This is a genomic window from Pseudomonas sp. NFIX10, assembly GCF_900111955.1.
In the GTDB taxonomy this organism is placed as follows: Bacteria; Pseudomonadota; Gammaproteobacteria; order Pseudomonadales; family Pseudomonadaceae; genus Aquipseudomonas; species Aquipseudomonas fluorescens_AA.
Window position 1 is genome coordinate 26,507 of the sequence record NZ_FOKH01000040.1, and the last position, 14,598, is coordinate 41,104.

At 60.2% G+C, this 14,598-nt stretch carries 11 protein-coding genes; 10 read left to right on the forward strand and 1 reads right to left on the reverse strand.

Translation table 11 applies throughout. The features are described from left to right. The first annotated feature begins 190 nt into the window (after positions 1–190). From BM321_RS26680 to BM321_RS26695, 4 genes are all read left to right on the forward strand, one after another. A complete protein-coding gene (locus BM321_RS26680; RefSeq protein ID WP_092328415.1) occupies positions 191–1,540 on the forward strand; it encodes an NCS2 family permease in 1,350 nt (449 codons plus the stop codon). Between the two features lie 62 nt (positions 1,541–1,602). Further along, on the forward strand, positions 1,603–2,232 hold the full coding sequence (locus BM321_RS26685) for a LysE family translocator (RefSeq protein WP_072406504.1): 630 nt from the start codon (positions 1,603–1,605) through the stop codon (positions 2,230–2,232). 131 nt (positions 2,233–2,363) lie between these two features. Continuing rightward, positions 2,364–6,089, forward strand: a complete 3,726-nt coding sequence (locus BM321_RS26690) for a calcium-binding protein (RefSeq protein WP_092445846.1) — start codon at positions 2,364–2,366, stop codon at positions 6,087–6,089. A gap of 165 nt (positions 6,090–6,254) precedes the next feature. After that, positions 6,255–7,829 carry a hypothetical protein gene (locus BM321_RS26695; protein WP_139230549.1) on the forward strand — a complete coding sequence of 525 codons (1,575 nt, stop codon included), beginning with the start codon at positions 6,255–6,257 and terminating at the stop codon, positions 7,827–7,829. Between the two features lie 94 nt (positions 7,830–7,923). Here BM321_RS26695 and uraH read toward each other — a convergent pair whose 3' ends face one another. Then, a complete protein-coding gene (gene uraH, locus BM321_RS26700; RefSeq protein ID WP_092445850.1) occupies positions 7,924–8,277 on the reverse strand; it encodes a hydroxyisourate hydrolase in 354 nt (117 codons plus the stop codon). Positions 8,278–8,700: 423 nt separating this feature from the next. On the opposite strand from uraH, the gene puuE reads away from it, so the two are divergent. From puuE to BM321_RS26735, 6 genes are all read left to right on the forward strand, one after another. Then, positions 8,701–9,642, forward strand: a complete 942-nt coding sequence (puuE, locus tag BM321_RS26710) for an allantoinase PuuE (RefSeq protein WP_092445854.1) — start codon at positions 8,701–8,703, stop codon at positions 9,640–9,642. Further along, a complete protein-coding gene (gene uraD / locus BM321_RS26715) occupies positions 9,639–10,154 on the forward strand; it encodes a 2-oxo-4-hydroxy-4-carboxy-5-ureidoimidazoline decarboxylase (protein ID WP_072406513.1) in 516 nt (171 codons plus the stop codon). Before puuE ends, uraD begins: the two co-directional genes overlap by 4 nt. A gap of 67 nt (positions 10,155–10,221) precedes the next feature. Continuing rightward, positions 10,222–11,217: an allantoicase gene (gene alc / locus BM321_RS26720; protein ID WP_092445856.1), complete on the forward strand. Its 996-nt coding sequence runs from the start codon at positions 10,222–10,224 to the stop codon at positions 11,215–11,217. A gap of 138 nt (positions 11,218–11,355) precedes the next feature. Next, complete coding sequence (locus tag BM321_RS26725; protein WP_092328430.1) at positions 11,356–11,859, forward strand: ureidoglycolate lyase; 504 nt, start codon at positions 11,356–11,358, stop codon at positions 11,857–11,859. 51 nt (positions 11,860–11,910) lie between these two features. Continuing rightward, positions 11,911–13,212 (forward strand): urate hydroxylase PuuD, encoded by a 1,302-nt coding sequence (locus tag BM321_RS26730; protein WP_092445858.1) that lies wholly within the window; start codon positions 11,911–11,913, stop codon positions 13,210–13,212. A 500-nt stretch (positions 13,213–13,712) separates the two neighbouring features. Beyond that, on the forward strand, positions 13,713–14,498 hold the full coding sequence (locus BM321_RS26735) for an outer membrane protein OmpK (protein ID WP_092445860.1): 786 nt from the start codon (positions 13,713–13,715) through the stop codon (positions 14,496–14,498). The last annotated feature ends 100 nt before the right edge of the window (positions 14,499–14,598 follow it).

The following is a 14,598-nucleotide window of genomic DNA, read 5'->3' on the forward strand; positions in this document are numbered from 1 at the left end:
AGACATTTCGTCGACAACACAGAAAACATTATTTGCATTATTTGTATACAAAAGCATAATTCGCTTCGTGCGAGTTCCTGACCAAAAGGTCAACATACTTCGCCAGCCTTACCAGCCTCAGCGCATCGCAGCCACTCCAGAGCGTTTGCGGTGCTGGAAATAACAATAAGACTCTTGAGGAGTACTCGCTGTGGAAAGCCGCAAACCCGAAGCCCGGACGCTGGACCTCTCGCCGCCACTGCGCAGTGGCTGGCTGGAACGCCTCTTCAAACTCAGCTTGCATGGCACCACGGTGAAGACCGAGCTGATTGCCGGCCTGACGACCTTCATCACCATGGCCTACATCATCTTCGTCAACCCCAATATCATGGCCGACGCTGGCATCGATCACGGTGCCGCGTTCGTCGCCACCTGCATCGCCGCCGCCCTGGGCTGCCTGTTGATGGGCCTGTACGCCAACTGGCCGGTGGGCCTGGCACCGGGCATGGGCCTGAACGCCTTCTTCACCTACACCGTGGTCGGGACCATGGGCTACAACTGGGAAACCGCGTTGGGCGCGGTGTTCGTTTCCGGTGTGCTGTTCATGATCCTGACCCTGTCACGGGTACGCGAGTGGCTGCTCAACAGCATTCCCGTGAGCCTGCGGTTCGCCATGGGCGCGGGGGTCGGGTTGTTCCTCGGGCTGATCGGCCTGAAAACCGCCGGGATCATCGTCGACAGCCCCGCCACCCTGATCAAGCTCGGTTCGTTGCGTGAGCCTGGTCCGCTGTTGGCCGCGGTGTGCTTCCTGATGATCGCCGTGCTCAGTTACCACCGCGTGTTCGGGGCGATCCTGATCAGCATCATTGCCGTGACCCTGGCCGGCTGGGGGTTGGGGTTGGTGCAGTACAACGGCGTCATGTCGACCCCACCCAGCCTGGCCCCGACCTGGATGGCGATGGACGTGGCCGGTGTGTTCAACGTCAGCATGATCAGCGTGGTGCTGGCCTTCCTGTTCGTGCACATGTTCGACACCGCCGGCACCTTGATGGGCGTTGCCCAGCGCGCCGGCCTGGTGAAAGCCGATGGCAAGATCGAGAACCTGTCCCGCGCCTTGAAAGCCGACAGCGCCTCCAGCGTATTCGGCGCCATGGTCGGTGTGCCGCCGGTCACCAGCTACGTGGAAAGCGCCGCCGGTGTGGCCGCCGGTGGCCGCACGGGGCTTACCGCCGTGACCGTCGGTGTGCTATTTATTGCCGCCATGTTCTTCGCACCGCTGGCCGGGATGATCCCGGCCTATGCCACCGCCGGCGCGTTGATCTACGTGGCCATGCTGATGATGGGCGGCATGGCCCACATCGAATGGGACGAACCGACCGACAGCATTCCAGCCATCGTCACGGCCATCATGATGCCCCTGACGTTCTCGGTCGCCGACGGTATCGCCCTGGGGTTCATCACCTATGTGGTGCTCAAGGCCGGCACCGGTAAACACAAGGAAATATCCATCAGCCTGTGGGTGCTCTGCGCGATCTTCATCGCCAAGTTCATCTTCTTGTAAGCGATACCGTATCCACCCCGCCTCACCCTTGGGTGAGGCTTTTGTCCATCAGGAGCAAAGCAATGAATCTGGAAACCTGGCTGTTGTTCAGTGGCGCCGCCTTGGTGGTGATCCTCATCCCTGGCCCGCTGTCGCTGTTGATGATCGGCAACAGCCTGAACTACGGCCTGCGCCGCTCGTACCCGGCATTCCTCGGCGGGGTGATCGCGTCGATTTGCCTGCTGAGCGCTTCGGCGCTGGGGCTCGGTGCGTTGCTGCTGGCGTCGGAGCAATTGTTCAGCGCCCTGAAAATCGTCGGTGCCCTGTACCTGTTCTACCTGGCCTGGCAGAGCTGGCAACAATCGCGGCAACCTGCCCAAGGCGCCGAAGTGCCCCAGGCCGCCGCAGTGCCACGTTTCCGCGCGTTGTTCGGCCGGGCGTTCGTGCTGGGCGCCAGCAATCCGAAGGACATCCTGTTCTTTGCCGCGTTCCTGCCGCAGTTCTTGAGCGCCGAACAACCCTTCCTGCCGCAGCTGCTGATCATGATCGCCACCTGGACCGTACTCGACCTGCTCTGCAAGCTGGCCTACGGCCTCGGCGCCCACGGCGCGGCGCGCTATCTGCGTACCGGCAAGGGCCAGAGCTGGTTCAACCGGATCAGCGCGGGCCTGTTTGGCGGCGCGGGTGCAGCCTCCTTAATGTCCGCCCACTGAGCCCTCGGCTTTGCGAATGCCTTTGTGTGCGGCATTCGCAAAACATCGCAACAACCCTTCGATATACAGCACTCGGGAAAACACCTTACATAGAGGGCCAATTCAAACATCGTTGAACAAGGAAGTTCACAATGGCCCAACTTATAGCGCCCTCTTGCGCTACTGACGACCGGGGTGTCGTCATTAGCGATATTGTCTTTCAGGCCAATGAGCATACGATCGAGACGCTCGACTTCAAAGTCGCCGATCAATCGCAACTCAATCCGGAACACAAGCACCGGCAAGCCCAACTCGAAGTCGTCGACAAACTTTACGGTCCGCTCCAGATCGGCTCCGTAGCCGTGACCCGCTCCGCCCTGAATGCACTGGGTGCAACCACTGACGGTCAGGTATTGAACGGTGAAAACAGTTTCTTTCGCATCGCCAGTCGTTTTTTCCTGGACTCACTGCAGTTCAATGCAGCGGATGTCGAAACTCATATAAAACTGACCGCCGATGCAAACGACTACCGCCTGCCGACATTGCTTTTTGAAATAGCCAGCCAACGCTCACGCTCTGCGCGCCCATTATTAAGAGCCAACCTTGCAGTACAGACTGAAGCGGGCAGTTATCACAATATCCTGGAAAAACTCCTGAAGTCTGCACAGGGCCTCGACCCTCATCAGTTTGCCCAGACTTCACTGAACTGGGTAAACAAGACCAAGAGCCAGATCCTCATCCCCACCGGCCTGGGACTCCAGGCCTTCGGAATCTACAGCGGCCTGCGCGGCCTGCAAGACGCCATCCGCAACAAGGACGACTACCAGACCCTGTTCAACGGCGCCAGCGTGGCCGCCGAAGTGGCTTCCTTGGGCGTCGAAGCGCTGGTGACCCGACAAGCCACGCAAATGATCCGAGCCGGTCAGCGCTCCCTGGGGGATTTCGCGAAAACCACCTTCGCGACTCGACTGGCCCGGGGGAGTGGGCTGATTGCCAGCGTGTTGACCCTGCCTTTCGATATCGTCTCCGCGGTTGACGCTTTCAAGGCCGCCGCCAACGCGAGTGGCAAAGCGGCCACCGATCATTACGTCAGCGCCGCCTTGAGCGTCACCAGCGCCGCCATGACCCTGACCATCGGCTTGGCCGCGCTGGCGGGCTTCAGTTCAGCCGGTCCGGTGGGCCTTGCCGCCGGGCTTATCCTGGTGGTCGGGTCACAGGTCTGGGGGGCGATTCGCCAGGTCGATGAGATCGACGACTACATAACCCTCAGTGCCCACGAGCGCCTGCGAACGGGTTGGTTCGCCTTCTGGACAATCAGCCCTGACGACGATATCCAGGAGCGCTACACCCTCGCCAAGGCGACCGCCGAACACACCAGGCAACTGCGGGCCAACGCCTTGAACTTGCTCAAGGGGCCGTTGAAAGATAGCACCGAGGCGATCGTGAACGGTCGATTCACCGTGGAACTCGAGCGAGTGACCTACAACACCTGGAACTGGTGGACCGGCGAAAAGTATCAGGCAACGAACACGCGCCCGAAAATCAAGGACAGCGATGACTGGATTGATGCCCGCCAAGGCGTCACGCTCGAAACGCCTGGCGCAGTCATCGAAGCGGCGGCGGAGCACAAAGGCATCCGTTGGTATATCGGCGGCGGCAATGACACGGTTTTCGGGGTTGAAAACAAGCCGAACGTTTTCCACTACGGGTCAGGCGTCAAGCGGCTGAGGGGCGGCGCGAAAGACGATGTATTCGTTTTCGAAGGCTCGACATCCATTGCCCCGGGAGACGAAGTACCTGCGCCGAACCGGCTGGTAGGTGGCTCGGGTAACGACACGTTGATACTGGCCGGCAATCCCGGCCATGGCCAGGTGCCGCGACTGGGTTATCACATCGACCTGGAGGCTGGGCAAGCGTCCATCATCACTCAGGAAGGTCCCAAGAGCGAAAGCGGACAGTATCGCCACGCGCTTCTTGAAGGCATCGAACATGTGGAAATCCTTGAGGGCGGCACCCATGTCATCAAGGGCAGCGCCGGCGCTAACATCATCAAGTCCCGGGGCAACGATCTCATCGAGGCTGGCGCGGGAGACGACCGGATATTCATTCTCGGCGGCAACAACCGCAACGCCGACGGCGGGCCCGGGGACGATGCCTACGTCATCGCCCATAAACCCGGCCACGTATCGATCACCGAGGACGGCATGGGCAGCAGCGTCATTTCCCTGGACTGGCGCGCCGACCTGATTGAAAGCTGGGTGATCGAGCAGGGCAACCTGGTGATCACGTCGTGCTTCGATGGCAATGACTGGGAATCACGCAAAGTCACCCTCAACAATGTCTATGCCGATACGGACTATCCAAGAGCATTACAGAACAACCGCCTGACCTTCACGACAAAGGACGGCTTCCACTGGGTGCCAGACCTGCCGGAGACGCTGGAGCACGACAGCCCCCTCGTCATTGAAGCGATCATGGTGCAACACGGCATCCCCCGGAACCCGGCCATCCTCAATGACCGAAGCGAGCGCTGGGTGGCCCACGATAAGGACACGAGCTACTACGTTTCCCGGTTGATTGAATTCACCACGCTCAAGGTGAGACAGAAAAGTGAGTATTGCACCACGCTTCACCTGGACTATGCCCATAGCGAACTGACCCGGGTCGAAGCTCACTACAACGCCTATGTCATCCAGGAAGACGGAGGGGACACGGTGAAATATGGTGAGTGCGGTCTCACCCTGGATTTTGGCAGTCGCCGTGTCGTCCTGAACAACCTGGCCCGTTCCGATGAGCGCTACAGCGCACGGACAAAGACCACCGGGCGACGTGCGTTTTCCGCATTGGATTCGCAGCACACGTTTATCCTGATCATGCGCGACGGCGCCTCCTACCGCCTGGCCATCCCCACCCCCGACCCCGCGCGGTTGCTGGATAAGGGATTCATCGACAAGGATCCGGTGCAATGGAAGATACAAGCCCCCCTTTCACTCACGCCGACCAGAAAGCACTACGCGTTTCTCCAGCCCCTGGATAAGAAGCCCCATCCCATGGGCAGCCAGGCCACCTGCGCGATGCTCACGCCAGCCGTCGAGCAGACCGGTATCGAAGTGCTGACAGGCCAAGGCTCCACGTACCTTGTCCACCTGAGCCCGGGCATGACACTACGGCTGACCACACCAGGCGCACTGGCCGGCGCCAATCCCCGACTGCCCCAGGCATCCACTTGGGAACTCGACGCCACCCGCCTCGGAGAGGTCGAGATCAAACTGGCCAATAACCTGCTGCAGGTAGGCACGACGATCCTTCATCTACCCGCCTATGCAGAGGACGACCTCGTCGACCAGATACGCGTCATCACGGCCCAGGGGGTCGTCCATGCAGTCGACAGCCTGTTCGAGCGCGTCTATGTAACGGCACTGGACGGCCGGTATTTTTCGCCCCCGGTCGATCCCGAAGCCGCCCTGCCCCCCGAATTGTCACGGTTAGCATCGGCACAACTGAGGGTATCCAACATGGCGCTCAAAGATGGCTCGCCTGGCTCACTGAGTTATCACCTCAAGGCGCGCCAGTGGACCCTCGATACTGATGAATCCCGGGTCATCGCCGCAACGAGGCTAAGAAAAACCAACTTGTGCGATCACCATCTCAGCCTTTATCAGGATCTGGCTCGCGAAGGGCTCAGCCAGAACCCACCCCTGGATGACGAGAGGCTGCGCTTGTTGCGCGAACAGTGCGTGAAATGGGCCGAAGGCACGACGTTGAACAAGTCACTGATGCTTGCGCAGGCCATCGCGCTGAGCCCGACTTTTGGCCTGGAACTTCCTCATTGGCGTTGGCTGCTCTCCCCAGGCGAGATCGTCTCCAGACAGAGCTAGCCCTGACGAGCGACTGCGAACGTCTCTTGCAGACGCAATACATATGTACTGCACCCGCCCGTTGATTTTCCAAGAACATCTTCCAGCGCGTTGCCCGTCAATCCACACGACGGGCGACGACGTATTCATTGTCCATACTTTTCAAATTCAAGAGCGCAAACGTCAATGAGCCCCAGAAAAAACACCCGCCCCAATGTTCCAACTTCGCCTCCCGATACGCCTCACGGCAGTCGCGATACCACACCCGAAAGCTTGCCCAGGAGCCCTATCAGGGTCGATGGCAGCGATTCGTCGTCCGGCTCGTCGCCTGGGCGACAAACCGAAGCCGCTGATGCCCAGCCCACGGTGGTCCAGGTAGCGGAACTCACCTCCCAGGCCGCCATCGCCCATGTGCCCGCCTCGCTATCGCTGGACAATTATTACCTTTCCCCCGAGCTGATCCCCATGCTGTCGGACCCGGACCCGACCTCCGGGATCCAGACATTCAGGACCCGGACTTACGTCAAACTTGCCGAAGGTGGGACGGTGCTATTGGGGCGCGATGCCGACCAAAACTACCGGGCGCGCTCAAGCGCTGAGCTCGTTGCGTCCGGCCCCCGCCTGGAACAAGTCGAAGGCAGCCTGCTGTGGCGGCAGGTTTCCCACGGCAGCGACGCCACGCTCACCATTACCCGCTACAACGTGCCGGACGATGATCCTCTGGAAGGGCCCGCGCCCAAGCGCCAGCGCACGGCGCCACCCTCCAGTGAAGTCGCAGTGGAAACCACCCCGGTTTTTCGCAAGGAATGGGGGGTCGAGCCAAAGCTCACCCTGCCGGCCTTCATCACCATCGGCGACGTTCACTATAAGCGGGTGACACGTGTCGACGCACGGGACTACCCCATTGCCTACATCCAGCAACCTGGCCATCCCGCCTATGATTTTGACCTGCTGGAGGCCATCCTCAGGCATACCCCGGACGAGCAGCCCCGAAGCGTAATCCGCGTGCCGCCGGACAACCATTGGGAGATCGATGCCAGGCTTCCCTTCGAGAAACCGCTGACGGCTTATGTCAGGGAAGTGTTTCCCGAGGTCACCACAGTCACCCTGGAAAATATCGCCAGAAGGCAGTTCGAACTCGCCAACAGCTCCTCGATCGCCGACGCTGCGGGCCTGACCGCACTGAGGCAGATTTTCCATAGCTGGAAAAACGCCGTTCCCTCGCCCCATCCGCAATGGACCGACCCCTTGCTGATGCTGCCCGTGCTCCCGACCTCTTCAGGGATCACGAGCACTTCGCGCTCGATAGACCTGCCCATTTCCACCTCGACGGGGAGGCTGGATCGGCTGGATTTCGACCCCTTACGGTTCCCGCGAGAGTGGAATTTCTTCATGTCGACCTACTCGCCGATGGACCTCAAGCGCTTCATGGCCGGCATCCTGACGCGCAATGGCTACACGGTCATGGAGCCCAACAGTTTCAATAGCTTTCCGGCGCTGGTGTTTCGGCGCACCGGGCATGAATATGTATTTTTCATGAGCCTGCATCGCACTCGCATGCCGAAACTCTCCCTGCCCACCCACATGAATCCCAACACCACCGGCATCAACCTGGAGACCCAGGTCGGCGACGCTGCCGCACAAGCGGTCAAGGACGCCCATCAGGCCGGCAAAATCATCTGGCTAAAGGGCGGTTCACAGATCCGGCCTGGTTACGCGGACACTGTCTTTATCATTCGGGATGACAACGCCAGGCTGTAGGCTGGCGGCAAAAAAAAAGCCCGCAGTGTGAGCGGGCGAAAAACCAAAGAAGCGCCATGCGCAGTCGCTTCCAGGGGAGGCAGCTGCTTAGGGATCAGCTGCCTCGATAGGTGGAATAGGCGTAGGGCGAAATCAGCAGGGGCACGTGATAATGCTCCTGCTCGGCCGAAATACCGAAGCGCAGCACCACCACATCCAGGAACGCCGGATCGGGCAGTCGGACGCCACGGGCGCGGTAGTAATCGCCAGCGTGAAATTGCAATTGATAGACGCCCGAACGGTAGTCCTCCCCTTGCAGCAACGGTGCATCGCAGCGACCATCGCTGTTGGTCTGCACGCTGGCGACCAGCTGCAATTGCGAGCCCTCCACCCGGTACAACTCGATCTTGATCGCGCTGCCCGGGCAGCCATGTGCAGCATCCAAAACGTGAGTAGTCAAACGTCCCATTGCTTGTGCGCGCCTCGCTGCGGGGCAGCCCGGCACGACGCCTCCTGATCAGTTGAAAGACAGGCCGCACCGTTTCGGAGCACGAAACGCCACGGCGATAAGCGAATTAAGACACTTTAATAGAAAATTGTACACAATAAAAAACAAGATTTTCCCCTGAACGATCCTTCACGGCGCGCCCGCCCAGATTCGAGCCGAACCAACACCTGCATGATTCTTCCAGGGATTAATTGACCAACTGGGCAGGTTTCTTGCAGTGTTTCTTGCGACGGAGAAAAGCCAGGGCCCGCCGTGAAAAATGCAAAAAATCAGGCTTACAAATTGCGCATAAAGTTGTATACAATCACTCCATCGTCGTGACGCCAGCCTATATTTCATCATCAGGGCGCCACCCACATGGTTCGAACAAGAAGGAAGACTGCAGTGAGCGCTGACTACCCACGCGACCTGATCGGTTACGGCAATAACCCTCCCCATCCCCAGTGGCCGGGCAACGCCCGCATCGCTTTGTCCTTCGTGCTCAACTACGAAGAAGGTGGCGAGCGTAGCGTCCTGCATGCCGACAAGGAATCCGAAGCGTTCCTCTCGGAGATGGTCGCCGCGCAACCGCTGCAGGGCGAGCGCAACATGAGCATGGAATCGCTGTACGAGTATGGCAGCCGTGCCGGTGTCTGGCGGATCCTCAAGCTGTTCAAGGCATTCGATATCCCCCTGACCATTTTCGCCGTGGCCATGGCCGCCCAGCGCCATCCGGACGTGATTCGCGCCATGGTCGCCGCCGGTCATGAAATCTGCAGCCACGGCTATCGCTGGATCGACTACCAATACATGGATGAGGCCCAGGAGCGCGAGCACATGCTCGAAGCGATCCGCATCCTCACCGAAATCACTGGCGAGCGTCCGCTGGGCTGGTACACCGGCCGCACCGGCCCGAACACCCGCCGGCTGGTGATGGAAGAAGGCGGTTTCCTCTATGACAGCGACACCTACGACGACGACCTGCCCTACTGGGAACCGAACACCCCGAACGGCAAGCCGCACCTGGTGATCCCCTACACCCTCGACACCAACGACATGCGTTTCACCCAGGTGCAGGGTTTCAACAAGGGTGACGATTTTTTCCAATACCTCAAGGACGCTTTCGACGTGTTGTACGCCGAAGGTGCCGAGGCGCCGAAGATGCTCTCCATCGGGCTGCATTGCCGGCTGATCGGCCGCCCTGCGCGCCTGGCATCCCTCAAGCGCTTCCTCGAATACGTCAAAGGCCATGAACACGTCTGGTTCAGCCGCCGTGTCGACATCGCCCGCCACTGGCAGCAGGCCCACCCATATCAAGGGGCGTCGAAACCGGGAGCCTCGCAATGACCGCCTTCCAGACCCTCAAGCCTTCCACCTTGAGCCGTGAAGCCTTCGTCCGGGCTTTTGCCGATATCTACGAACACTCGCCCTGGGTCGCCGAAAAGGCGTTTGACCTGGGCCAGGATCCCTCGATCGACGAGATCGAGACCCTGCACCAGCGCATGAGCGACATCCTGTTGAGCGCCGATCACGCCAGCCAACTGGCGCTGATCAACGCTCACCCGGACCTGGCCGGCAAAGCCGCCGTCCAGGGCCAACTGACCGAAGCCAGCACGAACGAACAGGCCGGCGCCGGTATTCACCAATGCACGGCCGAAGAGTTTCAACGCTTCACCGAGCTGAACGACGCCTACAAGGCCAAGTTCAAGTTTCCCTTCATCATGGCGGTAAAAGGCAGCAACCGGCACCAGATCCTGGCGGCATTCGAAACGCGCATCCATCATTCGGCAGACGCCGAATTCAAATGCGCGCTGGCAGAGATCAACAAGATCGCGTTGTTCCGATTACTGACCCTTTAGCGAGCAGTCCTGAACCCTGGAACCTGCAAGCATCCCCAGCCAACTTATTTAAAGGCAGACAAGAAGAATGAAAGCTTACGCCGTACCTTTCGAGAAGTTCGTCAACCTGGCCGACGCCCGCCTGGGCACCAAGATCATCTCGGTCACCGACGACTGGTTCGCCGACGCCAACCGCCTGTTCCAGCCGACCCCGGCCGTGTGGAAGGAGGGCGTGTTCGATGATAACGGCAAGTGGATGGACGGCTGGGAATCGCGGCGCAAGCGCTTCGAAGGCTACGACAGCGCGGTGATCCGCCTGGGTGTGGCGGGCTCGATCAAGGGCGTGGACATCGACACCTCATTCTTCACTGGCAACTACCCTCCGTCGGCCTCCCTGGAAGCCTGCTTCCTGACCGAAGGCGAGCCGGACGAAAACACCCAGTGGACTGAAGTGCTGTCGGCCGTCGAGCTGCAAGGCAACAGCCACCACTACCACGAAATCAGCAATGACCAGGCCTTCAGCCACCTGCGTTTCAACATCTACCCCGATGGCGGCGTGGCCCGGTTGCGGGTCTACGGCATTCCGTACCGCGACTGGTCGGCCGTGGGCGACAACGAACAGATCGACCTGGCCGCCGCCCTCAATGGTGGCCGCGCCCTGGCCTGCTCCGACGAGCACTTCGGCCGCATGAGCAATATCCTCAACCCGGGTCGTGGCGTGAACATGGGCGATGGCTGGGAAACCGCCCGTCGTCGTACCCCGGGCAATGACTGGGTCATCATCGCCCTGGGTCATGCCGGCGAGGTCGAGAAAGTCATCGTCGACACCCTGCACTTCAAGGGCAACTACCCCGACAGCTGCTCGATCCAGGGCGCGTTCGTCAAGGGCGGCACCGACAGCCAGATCGAAACCCAATCGCTGTTCTGGCGCGAACTGCTGCCGAGCCAGAAGCTGGAGATGCACGCCGAACACACCTTCGCCGAGCAGATCAAGGCCCTGGGGCCCATCACCCACATCCGCCTCAATGTATTCCCGGATGGTGGCGTGAGTCGCCTGCGGGTGTTGGGCAAGGTAGCGAAGTAGCACCATGATCGTTCCCACGCTCTGCGTGGGAATACATCCCGTGACGCTCTGCGTCACAAAGCGGACGCGGAGCGTCCGGTGAGGCGTTCCCACGCAGAGCGTGGGAACGATCAAATCTAAAAGATTAAGAAGACCAGCATGCGCACACTCAAGATCGAACCGTTGACCAAAGAAGCCTTCGCCCCGTTCGGTGACGTGATCGAAACCGACGGCAGCGATCACTTCATGATCAACAACGGTTCGACCATGCGCTTCCATCGCCTGGCGACGGTGCAAACCGCCACGCCGGACGATCAGGCGATCATCAGCATCTTCCGCGCCGACGCGCTGGACATGCCGTTGACCGTACGCATGCTGGAGCGCCATCCGCTGGGCAGCCAGGCCTTCATTCCGCTGCTCGGCAACCCCTTTCTGATCGTGGTCGCGCCACTTGGCGATGTACCTGTATCAGGCTTGGTCCGCGCCTTCGTCACCAACGGCAGGCAGGGCATTAATTACCATCGCGGCGTCTGGCACCACCCGGTGCTGACGATCGAAAAGCGGGATGACTTCCTGGTGGTTGATCGCAGTGGCACAGGCAATAACTGCGATGAGCATTTCTTCAAAGAGGATGAGTGTTTGGTCCTCGCCCCCCACCAATAAGAGAAGGTCCGATCACGCGCAGACAAGCGTGACGGGCGAGAGGTAAAGACTGTGGAAGCACATATGCTGGAATGGCTGAACCTGAGCGTGCGCTGGGTTCATATGATCACTGGCGTGGCCTGGATCGGCGCGTCGTTCTACTTCGTCTGGCTGGAAAACAACCTCAATCGCGTCAACCCCAGGAGCGGCCTGGCCGGCGACCTGTGGGCCATCCACGGTGGCGGCATCTACCACCTGGAAAAATACAAGCTTGCGCCACCGTCCATGCCGGACAACCTGCACTGGTTCAAATGGGAAGCCTATTTCACCTGGATGTCGGGTATCGCCCTGCTATGCGTGGTGTTCTATTGGAACCCGACCGTCTACCTGCTGGCCCCCGGCAGCGGCCTGAGCGGCCCCGAAGGCGTCGCCCTGGGCATCGGCTCGTTGTTCGTCGGCTGGTTCGTCTATTCCTTCCTGTGCGACTCGGCCCTGGGCAAGCGCCCGGCCTTGCTCGGCCTGATCCTGTTCGTGCTGTTGATCGCCGCGGCCTACGGGTTCAGCAAGGTGTTCAGCGGTCGCGGTGCCTACCTGCATGTCGGGGCGGTCATCGGCACGATCATGGTGGGCAACGTGTTCCGCATCATCATGCCGGCACAACGCGCCCTGGTCGCGGCGATCGCCGAGAACCGCACACCCGATCCGGCATTGCCGGCCAAGGGCTTGTTGCGTTCGCGCCACAACAACTACTTCACCCTGCCGGTGCTGTTCATCATGATCAGCAACCATTTCCCGAGCACCTACGGCAGCCCATACAACTGGCTGATCCTGGCCGGTATCGCCGTGGCGGCGGTGTTGGTGCGGCATTACTTCAACACGCGCCATAACAGCAACCGATTTGCCTGGACGCTGCCGGTCGGCGCCCTGGCGATGATCTGCCTGGCTTATGTCACCGGCCCAAAACCCATGCCCACCGCACCGGACGTGGCCAAGGCACCCGGCGTGATCGAGTACCAACCGTTGCCGGAAACGGCAGTGGGCGGCGGCGCGAAACCGGCGACCGCCCCCGCCGCACCGGCCTCGGCGCCTGCTCAGGCCACCAACGCCCAAGGCCCCTCGTTCGAGAAGGTCCACAGCGTGATCCAGGAACGCTGCTCGGTCTGCCACTCGGCCAAGCCCACCAGCCCGCTGTTCAGTACCGCGCCGGGCGGAGTGATGTTCGACACGCCGCAGCAGATCCAGCAACAGGCCGCGCGCATCCAGGCCCAAGCCGTGACCAGCCAGATCATGCCGTTGGGCAACATCACTCAGATGACCCAGCAGGAACGCGACCTGATCGGCGCGTGGATCAACCAGGGCGCGCGCACCAACTGAGCCACGCGCGCCAACACCGTTAATCGTCATACCGCTGACAGGTCGACCGGCACACCACCGGTCCCCCGTCAGCGACTGCCTGCGCCTCAACAATAAAAACAAGAGGAAAGCACCCGATGACCAAGTCCCGCCATCACGCCCCAAATTCGCCGCCCATGCGCTGTTGCAGGGCACTTGAGCCCTTCGAGACAAGCCCGTATCCTGCGCGGCCGTTTGAAGCAGGCCTACGACAAAATCCCTTCCGATCCTGACCGGACCGCCAACTTGTTGCGGCGTTGGCGGGCATGACGCGCCTCTGAAAACAGCTTTTCCGACTGATCAAAAAACCGCAGGGCACGCCATTTCCGGTTTTTCCCCGACTTGGCTCAGCGCTTGCTATCAGCATTCGCCACGCTCAAAAAGCTGACCGAACGGATGTTTTTTCATCCATGGAAAAAGGCGCCACACCAGAGCGCTGACTGAAAAAAAAGCGGTACCACTTACCTTTGGGAGCAAACCGAATGAAACGTACGTGCACCAGCCTGATACTCGCAGGATCCTTGCTGGTCGCAGGCCAAGCGATGGCCGACGATCTGTTCCAATGGCAGAACAACAGCCTGACCTACCTGTATGGCAAGGATTTCCAGGTCAACCCGCGTATCCAGCAGACCGTGACCTTCGAACACGCCGATGCCTGGAAATACGGGGACAACTTCTTCTTCCTCGACCGGATCTTCTACAACGGCCAGGACGACAGCCAGTCCGGCCCGAATACCTACTACGGCGAGTTCAGCCCGCGCCTGTCGTTCGGCAAGATCTTCGACCAGAAGCTGGAACTGGGCCCGATCAAGGATGTGCTGCTGGCCATGACCTATGAATTCGGTGAAGGCGACAACGAGTCCTACCTGATCGGCCCGGGCTTCGACCTGGCCATTCCCGGCTTCGACTACTTCCAGCTGAACTTCTACAACCGCCAGACCGAAGGCCCGCGCGCCGGCGACAATGTCTGGCAGATCACCCCGGTCTGGGCCTACACCATACCGGTGGGTTCTTCCGACATCCTGATCGACGGTTTCATCGACTGGGTGGTGGACAACGACACCAACGACAAGGGCACCTACCACGCCAACCTGCACATCAACCCGCAAATCAAATATGACCTGGGCAAGGCCTTGAAGCTTGGCGCCAAACAGCTGTATGTGGGCGTGGAGTATGACTACTGGAAGAACAAATACGGGATCGAAGACAGCGAAGGGTTCAAGACCAACCAGAGCAACACCAGCTTCTTGCTCAAGTATCACTTCTAACCGCACCACCCAGGTGGGAGCGAGCTTGCTCGCGATGGCGGTGGGTCAGGCTAAACAGGTGTTGGATGTGCCGCCGTCATCGCGAGCAAGCTCGCTCCCA

Bases quoted from the DNA above. Each gene is read 5' to 3' on its own strand.
- BM321_RS26685 (WP_072406504.1), top strand. From the start codon at position 1,603: ATGAATCTGGAAACCTGGCTGTTGTTCAGTGGCGCCGCCTTGGTGGTG.
- BM321_RS26690 (WP_092445846.1), top strand. From the start codon at position 2,364: ATGGCCCAACTTATAGCGCCCTCTTGCGCTACTGACGACCGGGGTGTC.
- BM321_RS26695 (WP_139230549.1), top strand. From the start codon at position 6,255: ATGAGCCCCAGAAAAAACACCCGCCCCAATGTTCCAACTTCGCCTCCC.
- uraH (WP_092445850.1), bottom strand. From the start codon at position 8,277: ATGGGACGTTTGACTACTCACGTTTTGGATGCTGCACATGGCTGCCCG.
- uraD (WP_072406513.1), top strand. From the start codon at position 9,639: ATGACCGCCTTCCAGACCCTCAAGCCTTCCACCTTGAGCCGTGAAGCC.
- alc (WP_092445856.1), top strand. From the start codon at position 10,222: ATGAAAGCTTACGCCGTACCTTTCGAGAAGTTCGTCAACCTGGCCGAC.
- BM321_RS26725 (WP_092328430.1), top strand. From the start codon at position 11,356: ATGCGCACACTCAAGATCGAACCGTTGACCAAAGAAGCCTTCGCCCCG.
- BM321_RS26735 (WP_092445860.1), top strand. From the start codon at position 13,713: ATGAAACGTACGTGCACCAGCCTGATACTCGCAGGATCCTTGCTGGTC.